Raw genomic sequence first — 20553 nt, 5'->3', positions numbered from 1 at the left:
TGAGGTTGATCTTTATGCATACAGGGGTTACTGTATATTCATACAGTAACTACAGGGCTGGAATGATTATGTACACTTCAGGCTATGCAAATCGCTCAACATCTTTCTCTTCTACCGCTGGCGATGTCGCACAGAACGCCGTCGGGCGTGTTTCGACAGGGCTTATCAGTGAAGTGGTTTATCGTGAAGACCAGCCCCTGTTGACCCAACTTCTGTTACTGCCGCTCTTGCAGCAGCTTGGTCAGCAATCGCGCTGGCAGCTCTGGCTGACACCGCAGCAGAAACTAAGCCGGGAATGGGTTCAGTCTGCAGGCCTGCCGCTGACGAAGGTCATGCAAATTAACCAACTCTCTCCTTGCGATACGGTTGAGTCGATGATCCGGGCATTACGTACAGGGAATTACAGCGTGGTGATTGGATGGTTATCAGACGAATTGACGGAGCAGGAACATTTTCGCCTCACCGAAGCGGCAGAAGAAGGCAATGCGATCGGCTTTATCATGCGCCCGGTTCGCCAGGATTCTTACCGCAGAGGACAACTTTCTGGGCTAAAAATTCACTCAAATTTGTATCACTGAGCAAATTTAAGAGTTTTCCTGGAATTTTTTTCGACCTTAAGATGCGCTTTTAGTTCCATCGTCCAAAACGGCGGCAAGGCTTGTCTGGTGCGGTTCTTCTTAATTTTATTGCACAAATTTCGTTCAGAAATTGTTAAATAATCGGTATACGGAACTTTTTTTTTCATATGCCTGACGGACTTCACACTTGTAAGTTTTCAGCTACGTTGTAGACTTTACATCGCCAGGGGTGCTCGGCCTAAGCCGAAGATATCGGTAGATTTATATTTGACCACGCCCCCCGGTGAAGGATTTAACCGTGATTCTCGATTGAGATTTTCATGGCGAATTTTGGATGATAACGAGGCGCAAAAAATGAAAAAGACAGCTATCGCGATTGCAGTGGCACTGGCTGGCTTCGCTACCGTAGCGCAGGCCGCTCCGAAAGATAATACCTGGTATGCAGGTGGTAAACTGGGCTGGTCTCAGTTCCACGACACCGGCTGGGACAACAGCAGCCTGAACAATGATGGCCCGACTCACGAGAGCCAGCTTGGTGCAGGTGCGTTCGGTGGCTATCAGGTTAACCCGTATGTTGGCTTTGAAATGGGTTACGACTGGTTAGGTCGTATGCCATACAAAGGCGACACCGTAAACGGCGCTTTCAAAGCTCAGGGCGTTCAGCTGACCGCTAAACTGGGTTACCCAGTAACTGACGATCTGGACGTGTACACCCGTCTGGGCGGCATGGTATGGCGCGCTGACTCCAGCAACAGCATCGCTGGCGACGACCACGACACTGGTGTTTCCCCAGTATTCGCTGGTGGCGTAGAGTGGGCTATGACCCGTGACATCGCTACCCGTCTGGAATACCAGTGGGTTAACAACATCGGTGACGGTGCTACCGTTGGTGTTCGTCCAGACAACGGCATGCTGAGCGTAGGTGTTTCCTACCGCTTCGGCCAGCAGGAAGATGCAGCACCAGTTGTTGCTCCAGCGCCGGCTCCAGCTCCAGAAGTACAGACCAAGCACTTCACTCTGAAGTCTGACGTTCTGTTCAACTTCAACAAAGCGACCCTGAAACCAGAAGGTCAGCAGGCACTGGATCAGCTGTACACCCAGCTGAGCAACCTGGATCCTAAAGACGGTTCTGTAGTGGTTCTGGGCTTCACCGACCGTATCGGTTCTGACGCTTACAACCAGAAACTGTCTGAGAAACGTGCTCAGTCTGTTGTTGATTACCTGATCTCTAAAGGTATCCCAGCTAACAAGATCTCCCCACGTGGTATGGGCGAATCTAACCCAGTTACTGGCAACACCTGTGACAACGTTAAAGCTCGCGCTGCTCTGATCGACTGCCTGGCACCAGATCGTCGCGTAGAGATCGAAGTTAAAGGCGTTAAAGACGTTGTAACTCAGCCAGCGGCTTAAGTTATCGTCTTATAAAAAAACCCCGCGATGCGGGGTTTTTTATTATCTGAAGAAACTCAAAAGTTATTTTTTACCCAGCAGCGCCTGAAGATCGTTCTTCAGCGTAGACATCTGGTTGGCGTATTTCTCTTTATGCTCGGCATCTTCAATCAACTGCACCACCGTTTCTGACAACGTTTTTCCCCGCCGTTGCGCAAGCCCTGCAAGACGCTGCCAGACCATGAATTCGAGGTCGATGGATTTTTTACGGGTGTGCTGATGCTCAGCATTAAAATGCCGTTTGCGTCGTGCACGGATAGTTTGCTTCATCCGGTTCAACAGTGCCGGATTGATATGTTTCTCAATCCAGCCATTCACCTGTACCGGTTCATTTTCGAGGGTCAGCAAAATATCCACGGCCTCTTGTGCGGCGCTGGCTTCGATGTAGCAGGTAATCAGCTCCCCTTCTCGGTGCTTCTTGACCAGGTACTTCCATTTCCAGCCGCTTTCGAGATTTTCCAGTTGTTGATATTTCATTGCGATCTCAGTGTTACCACGTAACTCTGTTCAGAATATCAGTTTTTTAGCAATCTGCTGAAAAGAAATCATATCCTGTGAAGCATTGCAGGCGATTCGCTTCCCGAAAACCCCAATCCTGCTTGGGAAGAGCCCCCCGCTTACGGTATACTCCACGGTTTTACATCTGACTAAAAAACATCAACTTTGACCATTACGAAACTTGCATGGCGTGACCTTGTTCCGGATACCGAAAGCTATCAGGAATTGTTTGCACAGCCAGACCTCGCACAAGAACACGAATTCATACTTAGCGATACACAACCGCGTTTGCATTACGCACTGGAGCAGGTGTTAAGCCCGTGGGCGACATCTCCCTTCATGCTGCTCAAAGCCCCGGAAGAAGCCGAGTATTTAACGCTTCTGGGTGATGCCATGCGCCAGTTGCAGCCGGAAGCCAATGCTATTTACGGCGGCCAGTATCGTATTTCAGGACATGATGTCTCTTTCGAACCCGCAGAACAGGCTGATGGTCGTTTTGCGGTAAAGGGCGAAGTGGTATCCGCTAACTGGGCCGAGGCCGAACAACTCTTTGGTTGCCTTCGCCAGTTTAACGGTGAGTTATCGCTGCAACCGGGCCTGGTGCATCGCGCCAATGGCGGCGTACTGATCATTTCCCTGCGTACCCTGCTCTCCCAGCCGCTGCTATGGATGCGACTGAAAACGATTGTGAGCCAGCAACGATTTGACTGGGTGGGCTATGATGAGTCTCGTCCTCTGCCGGTCTCTGTCCCCTCCATGCCGCTGTCGTTGACCGTGGTGCTGACGGGTGACCGTGAATCGCTGGCTGATTTCCAGGAAATGGAGCCGGAGCTGGCTGCACAGGCAGTGTACAGCGAGTACGAAGACAATATTCAGATTGCTGATGCCGATGACATGGCGCAGTGGTGTCAGTGGGTGATGGCCGTTGCTGCCCGCTTTGCCCTGCCGACGCCTGCGGCTGACGCCTGGCCGGGACTTATCCGCGAAGCGGTTCGCTATACCGGTGACCAGGAGACGCTGCCGCTGTGTCCGCTCTGGATCAGCAAACAGCTGCGTGAAGTGGGTGCGATCAGTGGGAATGGCGCATTTAACGGTGAGCAACTTTCCCAGATGCTGGCCCAAAGAGAGTGGCGGGAAGGCTATCTGGCCGATCGTATGCAGGATGAAATTCTGCTGGAGCAAATTCTGGTCGAGACCGAAGGCGAGCGCATCGGACAGATCAATGCCCTGTCGGTGATTGAATTTCCCGGGCATCCGCGTGCGTTTGGCGAGCCTTCACGCATCAGCTGCGTCGTCCATATTGGCGATGGCGAGTTTACCGACATCGAACGGAAAGCCGAGCTGGGTGGAAACATCCACGCCAAAGGCATGATGATCATGCAGGCGTTCCTGATGTCAGAGCTGCAGCTTGAGCAACAAATCCCCTTCTCTGCCTCGCTGACGTTTGAGCAATCCTACAGCGAAGTGGATGGGGATAGCGCCTCTATGGCCGAGCTGTGTGCCTTAATCAGCGCCCTGGCGGAAGTCCCGATCAATCAGAACATCGCCATTACCGGTTCGGTCGATCAATTTGGTCGTGCCCAGCCAGTGGGGGGCCTGAATGAAAAGATTGAGGGCTTCTTCTCTATTTGTCAGCAACGCGGGTTAAACGGCAAACAGGGTGTGATTATTCCAGCCCCCAACGCACGCCATTTAAGCCTCAGCCAGGCACTGCTGGATGCGGTAGAGCAGGGACAATTCTCCCTGTGGGCCATCGAAGGCGTCGAGGATGCACTACCCTTACTGACAAACCTGGTATGGGACGGCGAGGGACAAACGACCCTGATGCAGACCATCCAGGAGCGCATTGCTCAGGCGACCCAGCAAGATGCTCGTCATCGTTATCCGTGGCCGTTACGCTGGTTAGGTTGGTTTAGTTCAAACTGATCGGACTTGTTCAGCGTACACGTGTTAGCTATCCTGCGTCCTTCACTAAAATAAGGCTTACTGAGAACATGGTAGATAAACGCGAATCCTATACAAAAGAAGATCTTCTTGCCTCTGGTCGCGGTGAACTGTTTGGCGCGAAAGGCCCACAGTTACCGGCCCCGAACATGCTGATGATGGACCGTGTCGTGAAAATGACCGAAACCGGCGGCAACTTCGATAAGGGTTACGTAGAAGCAGAACTCGATATCAATCCGGACCTGTGGTTCTTCGGTTGCCACTTTATTGGCGATCCGGTAATGCCTGGCTGCCTGGGCCTGGATGCGATGTGGCAGCTGGTTGGCTTCTACCTGGGCTGGCTGGGCGGCGAAGGTAAAGGCCGTGCGCTGGGCGTGGGTGAAGTGAAATTCACGGGTCAGGTTCTGCCAACTGCGAAGAAAGTGACCTATCGTATTCACTTCAAACGCATTGTTAACCGCCGCCTGATTATGGGCCTGGCGGATGGCGAAGTGCTGGTAGATGGCCGTCTGATCTATACCGCGAACGACCTGAAAGTGGGCCTGTTCCAGGATACTTCTGCTTTCTAAACGCTGCTTTACGCGGCTTCAGAAAGGCGAAACCTCCGCATTGCGGAGGTTTCTGTTTTTAAAGAGACGTTATCAGGCTATGAGTGCCCTGTCGCCGATGGCTTCTCGCCAGCCTCCCAGCCATTGTGACCTTTGATTAATCGTCTGATAAGGACACATTTCTTTAGATCGTCCAGCGATGCCGGCCTGATAACCACGTTGATGAGCCCGTTCCAGGCGATCTCGTTTCTGTCTCTTCATGCCTCGTTTCCCTCATTCTTTTGTCTGGTGGAAAGAAAACAGTGACTGCACAATGCGTGCAGGCACAGATAACGAATACCCCGAATTAGTCGTAGCGTCAACGTTCAAAATTCATACGGATGTCATATTTGTGAGCTAGCCAGAAGATCATTTGTACAAAAATTGTGACCCGGGACAAGTAACGGTCTGACGTGAAAACGAAAAAAAAAACCGCAATCAGTGGCAGACCGATTGCGGTTTTTGATGATGAATTTTACTTATGGCAGCCGGGAGATTTCTCTCGCGATGTTGGCCGATTCCTGTGCCCACCCCTGGGCAAGCACTTTCACCATTTCATCATAGCCATCTTTTTGCTGCTTGAGCTCCAGATGGAACGGACGCTTAATCAGCTGTCCCTGATGGTTAAGCAGCCATTCTCCGCTGATGACAACGGCACCGTCATAACGACCATGGAAGCCCGTTACCGTCACGTTCAGCGTGTCCTGGTCGCTTCCAAGAGGCTGGGAGGCGACAACCCAGCCCGGAAGCTGGCTGCTGAGATTCGCCACCAGCGTATTGCGCAACTGTTGATCCAGCGGGCTGGCCCACAGGTTATTATTCGCAATCACATACTGCACATCGCTGGTCTGGTAAACCACCCCGTTGCCAGCCAGATAATCTGGCACAGCCACTTGCTCAACCCACAGCAGACGGTTGCCCTGCGAGGCGGTGCTCTGTGTACCCGCCTGCGCCATCAGCGGCAGCTGATAGTAGCTTTTCGTTTCACTCCCTGAGCTACAGGCCGTGAGCACCATCGCACCTACAATCGCTAGCCATTTTTTCATTGTTTCGCCCTCTTCGGCTCAGGATCCTTTTTATCTTTTGCTTCAAACACCAGCGCGTTGCTCTTCTCATTGAGCGTTTTCAGTACGGGCTGCAGTTCACGCAAGACCTGATCAAGACGCTGCATATCTGCCACCATCTTGTTGTAGGCCGCCGAACCAGGCTGGAAGCCCTGCATGCTACGGTTCAGTTCACGCAGCGTTTTCTGCATATCCTGCGGCAACTGCTGCATGCTCTGGCTTGCCGTGAGCTTATTGATGTTATCCAGCGTGGTTTGCAGACGCTGCATCGTCTCCTGGCTCTGATGCAACGAGCCTGTCGCAGCTTCAATCATCGGATTCAGTGGTAGATTGTTGATCTTATCCAGTGTTTCCATCAGACGCTGCTGGATTTGAGCCAGACCGCTGCTCACCGTTGGAATGATCTTGTAGCCGCCAAATTCACGGATACCGGTAATCGGCGGAGCTTTTGGATAGAAATCCATATCCACATACAGCGCACCAGTCACCAGGTTGCCAGTCTTCAGCGAGCCGCGCAGGCCACGGTTCATTAAATCGGTAATATGCGCGCCGATATCCTGATTCTCGCCAATCTGGTTAACCAGACGCTCTGGCTCAATGCGGATCAGCACCGGAATACGATAGTCATCATCAAGTACTTGCTGAAGTCCCGGCACAAAGAACGGCACCTGTCCCACCGTACCCAGACGAATACCGCGGAACTCAACGGGCGCACCCGGTTGCAGGCCGCGGACGGAATCTTTAAAGAACATCAGGTAATCAATATGATCGGTATAGAGCGCGTCCTGAATGCTTCTTTGATCGTCAAAGAGCCTGAAGGCAGTTTTCTCGGCCACCGGCTGCCCCAGATCCAGCCCTTCCGGCACGTCAAAGCTGACGCCGCCGCCAAACAGGGTGGTCAGCGACCCCATTTCAACGCGCATACCTGCTGAGGTGAGATCGACCGCGATCCCGCTGTCTTTCCAGAAGCGTACGTTGCTGGTCACCAGACGATCGTTTGGCGCATTGATGAACAGCTGATAGCTGATGGTTCTTTTTTGCGGATCAAAGGTGCTGGTCTCGACCGAGCCAACACGATAGCCGCGGAACAACACGGGGTCGCCAGGTGAGAGCTGGCCCGCTTTTTTACTGTCGAGAATCACGCGGATCCCTTTTGCATCAGGCGGGGCTAGCGGTGGAGAGTCTAAAAGCTGATACTGGGCTGGCTGCGCCCCTTTTGCCCCCGGCTGTAGCTCAATATACGCGCCCGAGAGCAGCGTGCCTAAACCACTGATCCCTTCCCGGCCGACCTGCGGTTTAACCACCCAAAAAACGGAGTCACCGTGAAGCAGCTTTTCCATCCCGGCATTTAACCGCGCTTTAATTTCTACGTGCGTTAAATCATCCGTCAGGGTGGCGCTTTCAACCACCCCTACATCCACGCTGCGGCTTTTGATGGTCGTTTTACCGCCCTCAATCCCCTCGGCATTGGTGGTGATGAGCGTCACTTCCGGCCCCTGATGGCTGTAATGATAAAACAGGATCCATGCACCGATCAGCGCCGTCACGATGGGAAAAATCCACACCGGTGACCAGTTTTTGACCTTCTGCACTTTCGCCTCTCCACTCTTATTTTCCATGCTCTTACTCTTCCTCATGGCTTGATTCAGGCTCACGATCCCACGATAAACGAGGGTCGAAGGTCATGGCCGCAAACATGGTCATAATCACGACCAGCGCAAACATTAAAGCCCCCATCGCAGGATAAATACTCATCAAACCGCCCATCCGCACCAGTGCAGAGAGAACGGCAATGACAAACACGTCAATCATTGACCAGCGTCCAACAAACTCGACAACTTCATAAATGAGGTGCATGCGTTCGCTATCGCGTTTGCCGTGCCCTTTCGCATCCCAGCAGAGCCAGGCAATCGCGATCATTTTTAAGGTAGGCACCATAATACTGGCGATAAAAATCACCCCAGCCACCGGATAAGATCCCTCGCCCCACAGCAATATCACCCCGGCGAGGATCGTCGAGGGCATTTTGTCACCGAGCAAATCGGTGATCATGATCGGCAGAATATTCGCGGGAAGATACAGCATCACAGAGGTCACCAGCAGCGCCATGGTCCACTGCAGGCTATTTTTGCGTCGCACATGGCCTTTGGTTTCACAGCGTGGGCAGACGTCCAGATCCGCGGGCAGCACGGCAGTACAGCAGGAGCAAGAGCGCAGCCCCTGGCGGATCCCCGGCACGCCAACCTTCACCGTCTGGGCAAGTGTGGGAGCCGGAGCGATATCATCCCATGCCCAACGTCGGTCAACGCACTGGAATGCGCGCAGCTGCAGCACGCAATAGAGACACCACGGGATAAAGCTGCTGCCAATCCCCACGTCACCGTAGGCCATCAGCTTTACGAAGCTGACCAGAATACCCGCCAGAAAAATCTCGGCCATCCCCCAGCTTTTAAGCTGAAACAGGACTCGCGCCAGTTTGATTTTCAGGGCTGCGGGCATTTTTACGCGGTTGACCAGCAAAAGGATGACAACCAGACAAAAAGCCGGAACGATCTGCACAAACAGAAGGAAGAAGGTGCCGAGGCTGGCGTAATCTTCCGAGAACATCACCCCCGGAATTTCAAGCAGATCAACCTGGCTTGTCATCCCTCCCACCTTCATATAGATGAAGGGGAAGAGGTTAGAGAGCAGCAACATGAACAACGCGGCCAGCGCATACGCCGTGGGACGCTGTCTTGGCGCGTCCCATTCGGTTGTCAACGTTGTGCCGCAACGCGGGCACAGGGCCTTATGTCCGTGACCAAGCTCTGGCAACGCCACGAGCATATCGCATTGCGAGCATAGTATATGCCTGTCGGCATGGTGCTGGTCACACATATGTTATCCCTGTTTATGCGCCGTTTTTCAGAGACTCAAGGTACTCCCAGCGCTCAAATGCTTCTTCCAGAGCTTTTTCAGCTGCGGACAATTCGGCCAGGACTTTTTGAGTATAGTCGTGCGATTGGGTGAAGAAGGATGCATCGGCAACCTGCGCTTGCAGCGCCTCCAGCGCGGCCTCCAGCTCCTCAAGACGCTGAGGCAAACCCTCCAGTTCGCGCTGCAGGTTATAGCTTAGTTTAGCCGAGGTTTTCTTGACAGTTTCTGCTTTTGTTACAACAGGTTCAGTCGTTGTTTTAGACTTCGCCTGTTTTTGCGCCAGCGACTGTGCCTGCTGCCCTTTCGCGTCGTGGTAGCCACCCACATATTGACCAATCCGCCCTTCGCCTTCGAAGATCCAGCATTCGGTCACGGTGTTGTCAACGAACTGACGGTCGTGGCTCACCAGCATCACGGTGCCCTGATAACCATCGATCAGCTCTTCCAGCAGTTCGAGCGTTTCGACATCCAGGTCGTTGGTTGGTTCATCGAGAATCAACAAGTTGCTTGGTTTCAGGAATAACCGCGCCAGCAGAAGACGGTTTCGCTCACCGCCAGACAGCGCACGCACCGGGGTCATCGCCCGTTTAGGGTGGAACAGGAAGTCCTGGAGATAGCCCAGCACATGGCGCGGCTTACCGTTTACCATGACCTCCTGCTTACCTTCGGCAAGGTTATCCATAACCGTTCTGTCCGGATCCAGCTCCGCGCGGTGCTGGTCAAAATAGGCCACTTCCAGTTTGGTACCGCAGTGAATTCGGCCGCTATCCGCCTGCAACTGGCCCAGCATCAGCTTCAGCAGCGTGGTTTTACCGCAACCATTGGGGCCAATCAGGGCGATTTTATCCCCGCGCTGAACCTGGGCGGAGAAGTCTTTCACCAACACTTTCCCGTCAACCTGGTAGTTAACGTTTTCCATCTCGAAGACGATCTTGCCGGAACGGGAGGCCTCTTCTACCTGCATTTTGGCGCTGCCCATCACTTCGCGACGTTCGCTGCGTTCACGACGCATCGCTTTCAGGGCACGAACGCGGCCTTCGTTGCGGGTACGGCGGGCTTTGATACCCTGACGGATCCACACCTCTTCCTGCGCCAGTTTGCGGTCGAATTCGGCGTTTTGCAGTTCTTCCACGCGCAGGTTTTCTTCTTTTTCCAGCAGATAAGTATCGTAATCGCCGGGATAGGTGACCAGCTTGCCACGATCGAGATCGACAATGCGCGTCGCCATATTGCGAATGAAGGAACGGTCGTGGGAGATGAAGATAATGGTACCGCTGAAAGTTTTCAGGAACCCTTCAAGCCAGTCGATCGCTTCAATGTCCAGGTGGTTGGTTGGTTCATCCAGCAGCAGCACCTTCGGCCCGCTGACCAGCGCGCGGCCCAGTGCCGCCTTACGCAACCAGCCGCCAGATAGCGCAGACAGCTGCATATCCGGCTCCAGGCCCAGCTGAGCCAGCACCTCGTTAATACGGTTCTCCAGCTGCCACAGGCCGTGATGATCGAGCATCTCCTGGACTTTCGCCAGTTCGTTAAGATTTTTGTCGCTCGGGTCGGTCATCACCAGATGAGAAATCTCGTGATAGCGCTTCAGGTATTCAGCCTGCTCCGAAATCCCTTCCGCTACGAAATCGTACACGCTGCCGGTGACATGACGCGGCGGATCCTGCTGCAGACGGGAGACAATCAGATCCTGCTCGTAAACAATACGCCCGTCATCCAGACCCTGCTCGCGGTTGAGGATTTTCATCAGCGTGGATTTACCCGCGCCGTTACGGCCCACCAGACAGACGCGTTCGTTGTCTTCGATGTGCAGTTCAGCATTGTCGAGAAGCGGTGAGTCGCTGAAGGAGAGCCACGCACCGTGCATACTAATTAAAGACATTTATTTTTCCTTTCAGGCCGCGGTGATAAGCCAGCAGTTATGGATCTGACGATTACGGGCAAAGTCCTGAGACAGCGTTTTTTGGCTGATTTCTTGTGCTTTCAGTCCCAGAGCGGCCAGGCCGTCGTGATCCATGCGGAAACCGCGTTTGTTATTCGAGAACATAATCGTGCCGCCTTTACGCAGGAGGCGCTTCAGGTCGGTCATCAGGCGCAGGTGATCGCGTTGTACATCAAAGCTATCCTCCATACGCTTGGAGTTGGAGAACGTTGGCGGATCGATGAAGATCAGATCGAACTGTTCATCGGTGTCACGCAGCCAGCCCAGGACATCGGCCTGCATCAGACGATGCTGGCGTCCGGTCAGGCCATTGAGACGCAGGTTGCGCTCCGCCCACTCCAGATAGGTGCGCGACATATCCACCGTAGTGGTGCTGCGCGCGCCGCCCAGGCCCGCATGCACGCTGGCGCTACCGGTGTAGGAAAACAGGTTAAGGAAGTCCTTACCTTTGCTCATCTGGCCCAGCATACGACGGGCAATGCGGTGGTCGAGGAACAGCCCGGTATCGAGGTAATCCGTCAGGTTAACCCACAGGCGAGCGTTGTATTCACCCACTTCAATAAAGTCGCCCTTCTCACCCATCTTCTGATACTGGTTTTTCCCTTTCTGACGCTCGCGGGTTTTCAGCACCAGTTTGTTTGGCGCGATGCCAAGCACGGCAATCGTCGCTGCGATCACGTCCAGCATGCGCTGGCGCGCTTTTTGCGCATCAATGGTTTTTGGTGGAGCATATTCCTGAATCACCACCCAGTCTGCATAGCGGTCAACCGCCACGTTGTACTCCGGCAGATCGGCGTCATACAGGCGATAGCATTCAATGCCTTCCTGTTTGGCCCATTTTTCAAATTTCTTCAGGTTCTTGCGCAGACGGTTAGCGTAATCTTCCGCCACACCGGACGGTTTGCTGTCCGCCGCTTTCTCTGCCAGATGGTAGTTTTTCTGCACACAGTCCAGCGGGCCATTCTTCGCCTTAAACTGGCGATCGGCGCGCAGCTGCAGACAGCTCAGCAGTTCTGGTGAAGCGCTAAACAGGGAAAGATTCCAGCCGCCAAAGTAGTCTTTCATATTGCGGCCCAGCAGGCTGTGCAGGGCAATCAGCGCCGGTTCGCTATCCAGACGCTCGCCGTATGGCGGGTTGCTGATAACGGTACCGTAGGGGCCTTTCGGCAGCGGGTTGGTCAGGTTCGCGACATCTTTCACTTCAAAGGTCACCAGCTCACCGATACCTGCGCGACGGGCATTGCTGCGCGCGCGTTCAATGACGCGCGGGTCGCTGTCAGATCCATAGAAATGGGAGGTGTACTCCGCCAGGCCTTTACGCGCACGGGCCTGCGCTTCGGCTTTGACCTCTTTCCAGAGTGCTTCATCGTGCTGCGCCCAGCCGCTAAAGCCCCAGTGGCCGCGATGCAGGCCGGGAGCGCGGTCGGTGGCCAGCATCGCGGCTTCAATCAGCAGCGTACCGGAACCACACATTGGGTCGAGCAGCGGCGTGTCCGGCAGCCAGCCGGAGCGCATCACGATGGCGGCGGCCAGCGTTTCTTTGATGGGCGCCATACCGGTGCGATCGCGGTAGCCACGCAGATGCAGACCTGCCCCGCTCAGATCCAGAGAGATGCTGGCGGTATCGCCATTGAGCCAGACGTTAATGCGCAGATCCGGGTTTTCACGATCGACGTTTGGTCGTTCTTTGTTTTTACGGGTAAAGCAGTCCACGATGGCATCTTTCACGCGCAGCGCGCCGTACTGGCTGTTGCGGATCTCATCGTTTACACCGTTAAAATGCACCGCGAAGGTCGCGTCTGGCGTGAAGATCTCTGTCCAGTCGATCATCTGTACGCCGGTATAGAGATCAAGATCGCTGTAGACCTTGCACTCTTTCATCGGCAGCATGATGCGCGACGCCAGGCGGCTCCACATCAGGCTCTGGTAAATAAGCCGTGTGTCGCCCTCAAAATGGACACCACCCTGAACCACCTGGCACTCTTGCGCGCCCAGGGCTTCCAGTTCAGTTTTTAACAGCTCTTCCAGCCCACGGGCCGTACTGGCAAACAGAGAATTCATATCGTCACTTTTACTCTAAGAAAATTGTCGCGCATTATAGCTAATATGACGTGTATGTCATAAAGTTGAAGGCTTATTTTCATTCGAGGGACTGTGCACAGTGGCGACGTTATCCAGGCTTTTTATTCATCCGGTGAAATCCATGCGCGGTATCGGCGTTTCTCACGCCCTGGCTGACATCAGTGGATTTGCCTTCGATCGTATTTTTATGGTCACCGAGCCTGACGGTACGTTCATTACCGCACGCCAGTTCCCGCAGATGGTGCGTTTTACGCCTTCGCCGCTGCATGACGGCCTCCACCTCACCGCCCCGGATGGCTCAAGCGTGGTGATTCGCTTTGCTGATTTTGCGCCTGTCGATGCGCCAACGGAAGTGTGGGGCAATCATTTTACCGCTCGCATCGCTCCGGACGAAATTAACCGCTGGCTGAGCGGCTTCTTCTCCCGCGAGGTACAGCTGCGCTGGGTGGGTCCGGCGCTGACGCGACGCGTCAAGCGCCACGACGCGGTTCCCCTCTCGTTTGCCGATGGTTTCCCGTTCCTGTTAACCAGCGAAGCCTCGTTGCGTGACCTGCAGCGTCGCTGTAAGGCCAGCGTGCAGATGGAGCAATTTCGCCCGAATCTGGTGGTGACCGGTACGGAAGCCTGGGAGGAAGATACCTGGAAAGTCATCCGCATCGGCAGCGTCATTTTTGATGTCGTTAAGCCGTGCAGCCGCTGCATTTTCACCACCGTAAGTCCGGTGAAAGGCCTGAAGCATCCTTCCGGCGAGCCGCTGAAAACCCTGCAAACATTCCGTACCGCGCAGGATAATGGCGACGTGGATTTCGGCCAGAATCTTATTCCGCGCTCAAGCGGAGTGATCCGCGTGGGTGACGAGGTGGAAATTCTCACCCGTGGGCCTGCGCGCGTGTACGGTGCGGGTCAGGAAGAAGAAACGGTAGAGGTTGAGACGCAAGCCAGTTCGGCAGTGGATATTCACTGGCAGGGCCGCGTTATACGGGGTAACAATCAGCAGGTGATACTTGAGCAGTTGGAGCAAGCCGGGATCCGTATCCCGTATTCCTGTCGGGCGGGTATCTGTGGTTGCTGTCGAATCAAGCTGGTCGGGGGCGACGTCAGTGCGCTGAAGAAATCCGCAATCGGTGATGACGGGACGATCCTGTGCTGTAGCTGTATTCCAAAAACGTCGATACAGCTGGAAGCTTAAACCGCCTGTTCCAGGCTGAATGAATCCACGCGCAGCTGCGGTTTCAGCCTGTCATTCATGACCTTAATGGCATCCCCGAGCTGCATCGTCCGCCCGGCAATGGTCACGCTGGGCTGGGCCAGCAGACAAAGCGCGGCATTTTCGCCAGGTTCCACCACCAGTAAACTCACCTCTTGTGCGGTATCGCTCAGGTTGACGCTGGCCGCATCGCCCGTGGCCGGCGTCCAGTTCATATCATGCGGCAGAAAATGCCAGCTTTTCGGCATTTGCGGTTTCAGAAAACGAATCGCCACCAGCGCGTTTAATATCAGTTCGGCACGCTGTTCTTTTGAGAGCAGCAGGTCACGGCATTTCTCTTCAAAGGAAAAATAAAGCGCAGCATCGTCTACACAAAAGCCAGACGGGGAGAAAGCGTCCGGGGTTAACATTCGACGCGCAAAACGAGAACGGAACAACATGCCATTGGCTAAATCGAGCATCATTCGGTCATGCTCTTCACAAAAATACCAGCGCCAGTTATCGTCAGGTTTAATTCGCATGTGTCTCTCCCGTACCCAAACGTCCTGTACTAAAAATGTCCCATTCGCCGCTTCGTTTATAACACCATTAATAAAAGACTATAATGTCTAAATAAGCAACAGTGACGGAATATAAAACAACCAGGGCTGGAAATAAAGCCCTGGTTGTCTGATTAAGAGAAAAGATTAGATATGAGTAACGATTTCTTTTATGAGCGGCGGGCCTTTAAAAATAAAGCCGGAATAGATTTGCACCAGTGAGGCGCCCGCAGCCATCTTCTCGCGCGCAGCAATCACCGAATCGATACCACCGACACCGATTATTGGCAGGCGACCTTTTAATTCGGCGGAGAGCGCCCGAATAATTTCCGTACTTTTTAATTGTACCGGACGTCCACTTAACCCACCCGCTTCGTCACAGTTTTTCATTCCCTGGACGAGGGAGCGATCGAGCGTCGTATTGGTCGCAATCACACCATCAATATTATGGCGAACTAAGCTGTCGGCAACCTGGATCAATTCTTCAGCAGAAAGATCCGGTGCGATCTTAACCGCCACCGGAACATATTTATGATGGATCGCCTGCAGCTCATTTTGTTTATTTTTAATGGCGCTGAGAAGATCGTCCAGCGCTTCACCATATTGCAGAGAACGTAGCCCCGGGGTATTCGGCGATGAAATATTCACGGCGATATAACCGGCATAGGCATAGACTTTTTCCATACAAATCAGGTAGTCATCTTTACCCTGCTCAACCGGCGTGTCTTTATTTTTGCCAATATTGATGCCTAATACACCATCAAAATGGGCTTTTTTAACGTTTTCTACGAGATGATCCACGCCGAGATTATTAAAGCCCATGCGGTTGATCAGCCCCTCGGCTTCGACCAGGCGGAACAAACGCGGCTTATCATTACCCGGCTGTGGACGCGGTGTGACGGTACCGATTTCGATGGAACCAAAGCCCATCGCGCCCAGGGCATCAATGCACTCGCCATTTTTATCCAGACCTGCCGCCAGACCCAGCGGGTTTTTAAAGGTCAGACCCATGCACTGCACAGGTTTTTCCGGCACGTTCTGACGCACCAGCGCGGCCAGCGGCGTTCCCGTAATACGGCGTAATTGCTGGAATGTAAATTCATGAGCGCGCTCAGGGTCGAGCTGGAAAAGGGCTTTACGAACGAAGGGGTAGTACATGAACTCTCCTGGATTCCCGGTGTGCAAACCGGGAGGGGATTATGTGCGATCCTGCCCGGAAAGGGAATTGACCTGCGGCAAAAAAATCAGCGTAAAACGCAAACGTTTACTTCCCCGTACACTTCTTATGCGCTTTTTCGCATTTTAATTGCAGATAAATCATTTAGTGGAATAACCACGCAGTGTCACACTCCTGAAAATTGTTATGAATGTTAGATAAAAGCAAACAATTAGTTATAAGGAGCACACATGCGCGTCATCACCCTGGCCGGAAGTCCACGTTTCCCTTCTCGTTCCAGCGCCCTGCTGGAATATGCCCGCGAAAGGCTTAATGCGCTGGATGTGGAAGTGTGCCACTGGAATCTGCACAACTTTGAACCTGAGGATCTGCTCTACGCGCGCTTTGACAGTCCGGCATTGAAAACCCTGATTGAACAGCTAAAAAGTGCTGACGGGCTTATCGTCGCGACCCCGATTTATAAAGCCTCATTTTCCGGCGCACTGAAAACCTTGCTCGATCTGCTGCCTGAACGTGCACTTGATGGAAAAGTGGTGTTGCCGCTGGCTACGGGCGGCACGGTTGCCCATTTACTGGCCGTGGATTACGCCCTGAAGCCGGTACTGAACGCGTTGAAGGCGCAGGAGATCCTGCACGGCGTTTTTGCCGATGACTCGCAGGTTATCGATTACCAGCACAAGCCGCATTTCACACCGAATCTGCAAACCCGGCTCGACACTGCGCTGGAGACATTCTGGCATGCCCTGCACCGTCGCGATATTCAGGCACCTGCGTTTGGACAGCCACAAGGAGTCGCACATGTTTAAAACACTTACCCGTATCAGCCTGGCTGGTCTGCTCACACTCTCGTCCCTGACCCATGCAGCAGAGACGGCACCTGACAGTTTGCGCATTGGTTACCAGAAAGGCAGCGTCAGTATGGTGCTGGCAAAAAGCCACCAGCTTTTGGAAAAACGCTTCCCACAGACCAAATTCTCCTGGGTGGAGTTTCCTGCCGGGCCACAAATGCTGGAGGCGCTGAACGTTGGAAGCATCGATTTAGGCAGTACTGGCGATATTCCACCGATCTTTGCGCAGGCGGCCGGAGCCGATCTGGTCTACGTTGGCGTTGAGCCACCAAAACCTAAAGCCGAGGTGATTCTGGTGCCGGAAAATAGCGCCATTAAAAATGTCGCCGAACTCAAAGGTCACAAAGTCGCATTCCAGAAAGGTTCCAGCTCGCACAACCTGCTACTCCGCGCTCTGCAGGAGGCCGGGCTAAAGTTCACCGATATTCAGCCCGTCTATCTGACCCCTGCTGATGCCCGCGCCGCCTTCCAGCAAGGCAATGTCGACGCGTGGGCTATCTGGGATCCTTACTACTCCGCGGCATTACTTCAGGGCGGCGTACGGGTATTGAAAGATGGCACAACCCTGAAACAGACCGGTTCGTTCTACCTTGCAGCCCGTCCGTATGCAGAGAAAAACGGTGCCTTTGTTCAGGAGGTCCTGAATACCTTTACCGAAGCCGATACCCTGACGCAAAGCCAGCGCCCGGAGAGCATCACCCTGCTGGCGAAAACCATGGGCTTACCGGAGGCGGTGATCGCGAGCTACCTCAACCACCGTCCACCCACCACCATTATCCCGGTGGACGCGCATGTTGCAGCCCTGCAACAACAGACTGCCGACCTCTTTTATCAAAACCGCTTAGTCCCAAAACAGGTGAACATTCGCGAACGCATCTGGCAACCCGCAGCCAAAGAAGGAGCCAAATCATGAGTCTGAATCTTTTCTGGTTTTTACCCACCCACGGTGATGGACACTATCTTGGTACCGAAGAGGGGTCGCGCCCGGTTGACCACGGCTATCTGCAGCAGATTGCGCAGGCGGCAGACCGAATCGGTTTCACCGGCGTGCTGATCCCCACCGGACGCTCGTGCGAAGACGCCTGGCTGGTCGCCGCGTCGATGATCCCGGTCACCCAGCGCCTGAAATTCCTGGTGGCATTGCGTCCGAGCGTGGTTTCCCCGACCGTTGCCGCACGTCAGGCGGCAACGCTCGACAGGCTCTCCAACGGACGCGCGCTGTTTAACCTGGTCACCGGCAGCGATCCGCAGGAACTGGCCGGTGACGGCGTGTTCCTCGATCATACGGAACGCTATGAGGCCTCCGCCGAGTTTACCCGCGTCTGGCGACGTCTGCTTGAGGGGGAAACGGTCACCTTCGATGGCAAGCATATTCATGTTCGCGACGCGAAACTCTACTTTCCTCCGGTACAGCAGCCGCGTCCACCGCTCTACTTCGGCGGATCGTCGGATGTGGCACAGGATCTGGCGGCAGAACAGGTCGATCTCTATCTGACCTGGGGGGAGCCACCTGAACTGGTGAAAGATAAAATTGCCCAGGTGCGGGCCAAAGCCGCCGCCCACGGCCGAAAGGTGCGCTTTGGCATTCGCCTGCACGTGATTGTGCGTGAAACCAACGAAGAGGCCTGGCAGGCCGCTGACCGGCTGATCTCGCATCTGGACGATGAGACCATCGCCAAAGCGCAGGCGGCATTTGCGAAAACCGACTCCGTAGGACAGCACCGGATGGCTTCGTTACATAACGGCAAACGCGAGAATCTGGAGATCAGCCCCAATCTCTGGGCGGGTGTCGGCCTGGTACGTGGTGGTGCGGGTACTGCGCTGGTGGGTGACGGCCCGACCGTGGCGGCGCGTATCAATGAATATGCTGAGCTGGGTATCGACAGCTTTATCCTCTCGGGCTATCCGCATCTTGAGGAGGCATACAAAGTGGGTGAACTGCTGTTCCCGCATCTGGATGTCGCTATCCCGGACATTCCGCAGCCCCGCCAGCTGCAGCTTCAGGGCGAAGCCGTGGCCAACGAGTTTATTCCGCGTAAAGTCGCGCAAAGCTAAGGAGTGGCTATGTCTCTCACCTCACAAAAATGGCTGTTGCGCGCCGCCCCGTGGTTTTTACCTGTCGGCATCGTCCTTATCTGGCAACTGGCCTCCTCCACCGGCTGGCTGTCGAGCCGTATCCTGCCCTCTCCGGAGGGCGTAATCGAAGCCTTCTGGTCGCTGAGTGCCAGCGGCGAGCTGTGGCAGCACCTGGCCATTAGCTCCTGGCGCGCGGTGATTGGGTTTGCCATCGGCGGGAGCATCGGCCTGACGCTGGGGTTGATCAGCGGCCTGTCCCGCTGGGGGGAACGGTTGCTGGATACCTCCATTCAGATGCTGCGCAACGTACCGCATCTGGCGCTGATCCCCCTGGTCATTCTGTGGTTTGGTATCGATGAGAGCGCCAAAATTTTCCTCGTGGCGCTGGGCACGCTGTTCCCGATTTACATCAATACCTGGCATGGGATCCGCAATATCGATCGCGGGCTGGTTGAGATGGCACGCAGCTACGGATTATCAGGATTTGCCCTGTTTATCAACGTGCTGCTGCCGGGCGCCCTGCCCTCCATTATGGTTGGCGTTCGCTTTGCGCTCGGCCTGATGTGGCTGACGCTGATCGTCGCGGAGACCATTTCAGCCAACTCCGGCATTGGCTATCTGGCAATGAACGCCCGCGAATTCCTGCAAACGGACGTGGTGGTAGTCGCCATTATCCTTTATGCCCTGCTGGGCAAACTTGCTGACGTCAGCGCCCAGTGGCTGGAACGCAGCTGGCTGCGCTGGAACCCGGCCTATTTCTCTCAGGAGGCGAAAGCATGAATACCGCCCGACTCACTCAGGGGACACCGCTGTTACTTAACGGCGTCACGAAACGCTACGGCGACAAAACCATTCTTAACGCCCTGGATCTGCATATCCCCGCCGGACAATTTGTGGCCGTTGTCGGCCGCAGCGGCGGCGGCAAGAGTACGCTGCTGCGCCTGTTAGCCGGACTGGAAGCGCCAAATGGAGGGGAGATTCTGGCAGGGACAACGCCGCTGGCCAATATTCAGGATGATACCCGCATGATGTTTCAGGATGCGCGCCTGCTGCCCTGGAAAACGGTGATGGATAACGTCGGGCTGGGGCTGAAAGGTCACTGGCGGGAGGAGGCGCGTCAGGCGCTGGCCGCCGTCGGGCTAGAGGATCGCGCTGGTGAATGGCCTGCTGCCCTCTCAGGCGGGCAAAAACAGCGCGTAGCGCTGGCGCGGGCGTTGATACATCGTCCAGGCCTGCTGCTGCTCGATGAGCCGCTCGGGGCACTTGATGCCCTGACGCGGATTGAGATGCAGGATTTAATTGCCTCGCTCTGGCAGGAGCACGGTTTTACGGTCCTGCTGGTGACGCACGACGTGAGCGAAGCCGTCGCCATGGCCGACCGGGTGCTGTTAATAGAAGAGGGAAAAATTGGTCTGGATCTGACGGTGGATATTCCACGCCCTCGCCGTGTGGGATCGGCCAGACTGGCAGAGCTGGAAGCGGAGGTGCTGGAGCGAGTGATGAGGCGCGGGGTGAATGAGCGCGCCTTGATTACGGCTAATGCCTGATGCCTTCACCCGGCCCTCTCCCACAGGGCTGAGGGATCCCCAGTAATATGGTCATGCCACCATGACCATATTACTGTACTCTTTTCCCAGCTTTTTCAT

The 20553-nt window shown here is 54.6% G+C and carries 19 protein-coding genes; 10 read left to right on the top strand and 9 right to left on the bottom strand.

Annotated features, from left to right (window positions below):
• The first annotated feature begins 68 nt into the window (after positions 1 to 68).
• Both sulA and ompA read left to right on the top strand, forming a co-directional pair.
• Positions 69 to 578, top strand: a complete 510-nt coding sequence (gene sulA / locus AK59_RS0116005) for an SOS-induced cell division inhibitor SulA (protein ID WP_013097256.1) — start codon at positions 69 to 71, stop codon at positions 576 to 578.
• Between the two features lie 354 nt (positions 579 to 932).
• The gene (gene ompA, locus AK59_RS0116000) at positions 933 to 1988 is read left to right on the top strand and encodes a porin OmpA (RefSeq protein ID WP_029883228.1); all 1056 of its coding nucleotides are present in this window, start codon (positions 933 to 935) and stop codon (positions 1986 to 1988) included.
• 63 nt (positions 1989 to 2051) lie between these two features.
• On the opposite strand, the gene matP is transcribed toward ompA, so the two are convergent.
• Positions 2052 to 2504, bottom strand: coding sequence for a macrodomain Ter protein MatP (gene matP, locus AK59_RS0115995; protein WP_013097258.1), 453 nt, complete (start codon positions 2502 to 2504; stop codon positions 2052 to 2054).
• A 186-nt stretch (positions 2505 to 2690) separates the two neighbouring features.
• Here matP and AK59_RS0115990 point away from each other — a divergent pair, with 186 nt between their 5' ends.
• Together AK59_RS0115990 and fabA are read left to right on the top strand one after the other, a co-directional pair.
• Complete coding sequence (locus tag AK59_RS0115990) at positions 2691 to 4451, top strand: AAA family ATPase (RefSeq protein ID WP_029883227.1); 1761 nt, start codon at positions 2691 to 2693, stop codon at positions 4449 to 4451.
• 68 nt (positions 4452 to 4519) lie between these two features.
• Positions 4520 to 5038 (top strand): bifunctional 3-hydroxydecanoyl-ACP dehydratase/trans-2-decenoyl-ACP isomerase, encoded by a 519-nt coding sequence (fabA, locus tag AK59_RS0115985; RefSeq protein ID WP_000227926.1) that lies wholly within the window; start codon positions 4520 to 4522, stop codon positions 5036 to 5038.
• A gap of 72 nt (positions 5039 to 5110) precedes the next feature.
• Here fabA and rmf read toward each other — a convergent pair whose 3' ends face one another.
• The 6 genes from rmf to rlmKL form a co-directional block, all read right to left on the bottom strand.
• Positions 5111 to 5278: a ribosome modulation factor gene (rmf, locus tag AK59_RS01000000123805; RefSeq protein ID WP_013097261.1), complete on the bottom strand. Its 168-nt coding sequence runs from the start codon at positions 5276 to 5278 to the stop codon at positions 5111 to 5113.
• Positions 5279 to 5535: 257 nt separating this feature from the next.
• Positions 5536 to 6102: a membrane integrity-associated transporter subunit PqiC gene (pqiC, locus tag AK59_RS0115980; RefSeq protein WP_020689691.1), complete on the bottom strand. Its 567-nt coding sequence runs from the start codon at positions 6100 to 6102 to the stop codon at positions 5536 to 5538.
• A complete protein-coding gene (gene pqiB / locus AK59_RS0115975; protein ID WP_013097263.1) occupies positions 6099 to 7739 on the bottom strand; it encodes an intermembrane transport protein PqiB in 1641 nt (546 codons plus the stop codon). The genes pqiC and pqiB overlap by 4 nt, the downstream gene beginning before the upstream one ends.
• 4 nt (positions 7740 to 7743) lie before the next feature.
• Positions 7744 to 8997 carry a membrane integrity-associated transporter subunit PqiA gene (pqiA, locus tag AK59_RS0115970; protein WP_028027912.1) on the bottom strand — a complete coding sequence of 418 codons (1254 nt, stop codon included), beginning with the start codon at positions 8995 to 8997 and terminating at the stop codon, positions 7744 to 7746.
• Between the two features lie 13 nt (positions 8998 to 9010).
• Complete coding sequence (locus AK59_RS0115965) at positions 9011 to 10918, bottom strand: ABC transporter ATP-binding protein (RefSeq protein WP_029883226.1); 1908 nt, start codon at positions 10916 to 10918, stop codon at positions 9011 to 9013.
• 12 nt (positions 10919 to 10930) lie between these two features.
• On the bottom strand, positions 10931 to 13039 hold the full coding sequence (gene rlmKL, locus AK59_RS0115960) for a bifunctional 23S rRNA (guanine(2069)-N(7))-methyltransferase RlmK/23S rRNA (guanine(2445)-N(2))-methyltransferase RlmL (RefSeq protein WP_029883225.1): 2109 nt from the start codon (positions 13037 to 13039) through the stop codon (positions 10931 to 10933).
• Between the two features lie 100 nt (positions 13040 to 13139).
• Here rlmKL and AK59_RS0115955 point away from each other — a divergent pair, with 100 nt between their 5' ends.
• A complete protein-coding gene (locus AK59_RS0115955; RefSeq protein ID WP_029883224.1) occupies positions 13140 to 14249 on the top strand; it encodes a YcbX family protein in 1110 nt (369 codons plus the stop codon).
• On the opposite strand, the gene zapC is transcribed toward AK59_RS0115955, so the two are convergent.
• A complete protein-coding gene (gene zapC, locus AK59_RS0115950) occupies positions 14246 to 14788 on the bottom strand; it encodes a cell division protein ZapC (protein ID WP_029883223.1) in 543 nt (180 codons plus the stop codon). The genes AK59_RS0115955 and zapC overlap by 4 nt on opposite strands.
• Before the next feature lie 165 nt (positions 14789 to 14953).
• Positions 14954 to 15964, bottom strand: a complete 1011-nt coding sequence (gene pyrD / locus AK59_RS0115945) for a quinone-dependent dihydroorotate dehydrogenase (protein WP_013097269.1) — start codon at positions 15962 to 15964, stop codon at positions 14954 to 14956.
• A gap of 249 nt (positions 15965 to 16213) precedes the next feature.
• Here pyrD and ssuE point away from each other — a divergent pair, with 249 nt between their 5' ends.
• The 5 genes from ssuE to ssuB are packed head-to-tail and all read left to right on the top strand — an operon-like array spanning position 16214 to position 20454.
• Positions 16214 to 16789 (top strand): NADPH-dependent FMN reductase, encoded by a 576-nt coding sequence (ssuE, locus tag AK59_RS0115940; RefSeq protein ID WP_023619892.1) that lies wholly within the window; start codon positions 16214 to 16216, stop codon positions 16787 to 16789.
• Complete coding sequence (locus AK59_RS0115935; RefSeq protein ID WP_023619891.1) at positions 16782 to 17744, top strand: sulfonate ABC transporter substrate-binding protein; 963 nt, start codon at positions 16782 to 16784, stop codon at positions 17742 to 17744. The genes ssuE and AK59_RS0115935 overlap by 8 nt, the downstream gene beginning before the upstream one ends.
• On the top strand, positions 17741 to 18886 hold the full coding sequence (ssuD, locus tag AK59_RS0115930; RefSeq protein ID WP_029883222.1) for an FMNH2-dependent alkanesulfonate monooxygenase: 1146 nt from the start codon (positions 17741 to 17743) through the stop codon (positions 18884 to 18886). Before AK59_RS0115935 ends, ssuD begins: the two co-directional genes overlap by 4 nt.
• Positions 18887 to 18895: 9 nt before the next feature.
• Positions 18896 to 19687, top strand: coding sequence for an aliphatic sulfonate ABC transporter permease SsuC (ssuC, locus tag AK59_RS0115925; protein WP_029883221.1), 792 nt, complete (start codon positions 18896 to 18898; stop codon positions 19685 to 19687).
• Positions 19684 to 20454 carry an aliphatic sulfonates ABC transporter ATP-binding protein gene (gene ssuB / locus AK59_RS0115920; protein ID WP_029883220.1) on the top strand — a complete coding sequence of 257 codons (771 nt, stop codon included), beginning with the start codon at positions 19684 to 19686 and terminating at the stop codon, positions 20452 to 20454. The genes ssuC and ssuB overlap by 4 nt, the downstream gene beginning before the upstream one ends.
• The last annotated feature ends 99 nt before the right edge of the window (positions 20455 to 20553 follow it).

The sequence above is a fragment of the Enterobacter sp. T1-1 genome, assembly GCF_000710795.1.
Classification (GTDB): domain Bacteria; phylum Pseudomonadota; class Gammaproteobacteria; order Enterobacterales; family Enterobacteriaceae; genus Enterobacter; species Enterobacter cloacae.
This window is presented reverse-complemented; position numbering and strand designations above follow the sequence as displayed.

What these genes read in the sequence shown, in the direction of transcription:
- pqiC (WP_020689691.1), bottom strand. Translation starts at nt 6,102, where the DNA reads ATGAAAAAATGGCTAGCGATTGTAGGTGCGATGGTGCTCACGGCCTGT.
- rlmKL (WP_029883225.1), bottom strand. Translation starts at nt 13,039, where the DNA reads ATGAATTCTCTGTTTGCCAGTACGGCCCGTGGGCTGGAAGAGCTGTTA.
- pqiB (WP_013097263.1), bottom strand. Translation starts at nt 7,739, where the DNA reads ATGGAAAATAAGAGTGGAGAGGCGAAAGTGCAGAAGGTCAAAAACTGG.
- fabA (WP_000227926.1), top strand. Translation starts at nt 4,520, where the DNA reads ATGGTAGATAAACGCGAATCCTATACAAAAGAAGATCTTCTTGCCTCT.
- AK59_RS0115965 (WP_029883226.1), bottom strand. Translation starts at nt 10,918, where the DNA reads ATGTCTTTAATTAGTATGCACGGTGCGTGGCTCTCCTTCAGCGACTCA.
- ssuB (WP_029883220.1), top strand. Translation starts at nt 19,684, where the DNA reads ATGAATACCGCCCGACTCACTCAGGGGACACCGCTGTTACTTAACGGC.
- ssuE (WP_023619892.1), top strand. Translation starts at nt 16,214, where the DNA reads ATGCGCGTCATCACCCTGGCCGGAAGTCCACGTTTCCCTTCTCGTTCC.
- ssuD (WP_029883222.1), top strand. Translation starts at nt 17,741, where the DNA reads ATGAGTCTGAATCTTTTCTGGTTTTTACCCACCCACGGTGATGGACAC.
- matP (WP_013097258.1), bottom strand. Translation starts at nt 2,504, where the DNA reads ATGAAATATCAACAACTGGAAAATCTCGAAAGCGGCTGGAAATGGAAG.
- ompA (WP_029883228.1), top strand. Translation starts at nt 933, where the DNA reads ATGAAAAAGACAGCTATCGCGATTGCAGTGGCACTGGCTGGCTTCGCT.
- sulA (WP_013097256.1), top strand. Translation starts at nt 69, where the DNA reads ATGTACACTTCAGGCTATGCAAATCGCTCAACATCTTTCTCTTCTACC.
- AK59_RS0115935 (WP_023619891.1), top strand. Translation starts at nt 16,782, where the DNA reads ATGTTTAAAACACTTACCCGTATCAGCCTGGCTGGTCTGCTCACACTC.
- ssuC (WP_029883221.1), top strand. Translation starts at nt 18,896, where the DNA reads ATGTCTCTCACCTCACAAAAATGGCTGTTGCGCGCCGCCCCGTGGTTT.
- pyrD (WP_013097269.1), bottom strand. Translation starts at nt 15,964, where the DNA reads ATGTACTACCCCTTCGTTCGTAAAGCCCTTTTCCAGCTCGACCCTGAG.
- rmf (WP_013097261.1), bottom strand. Translation starts at nt 5,278, where the DNA reads ATGAAGAGACAGAAACGAGATCGCCTGGAACGGGCTCATCAACGTGGT.
- zapC (WP_029883223.1), bottom strand. Translation starts at nt 14,788, where the DNA reads ATGCGAATTAAACCTGACGATAACTGGCGCTGGTATTTTTGTGAAGAG.
- pqiA (WP_028027912.1), bottom strand. Translation starts at nt 8,997, where the DNA reads ATGTGTGACCAGCACCATGCCGACAGGCATATACTATGCTCGCAATGC.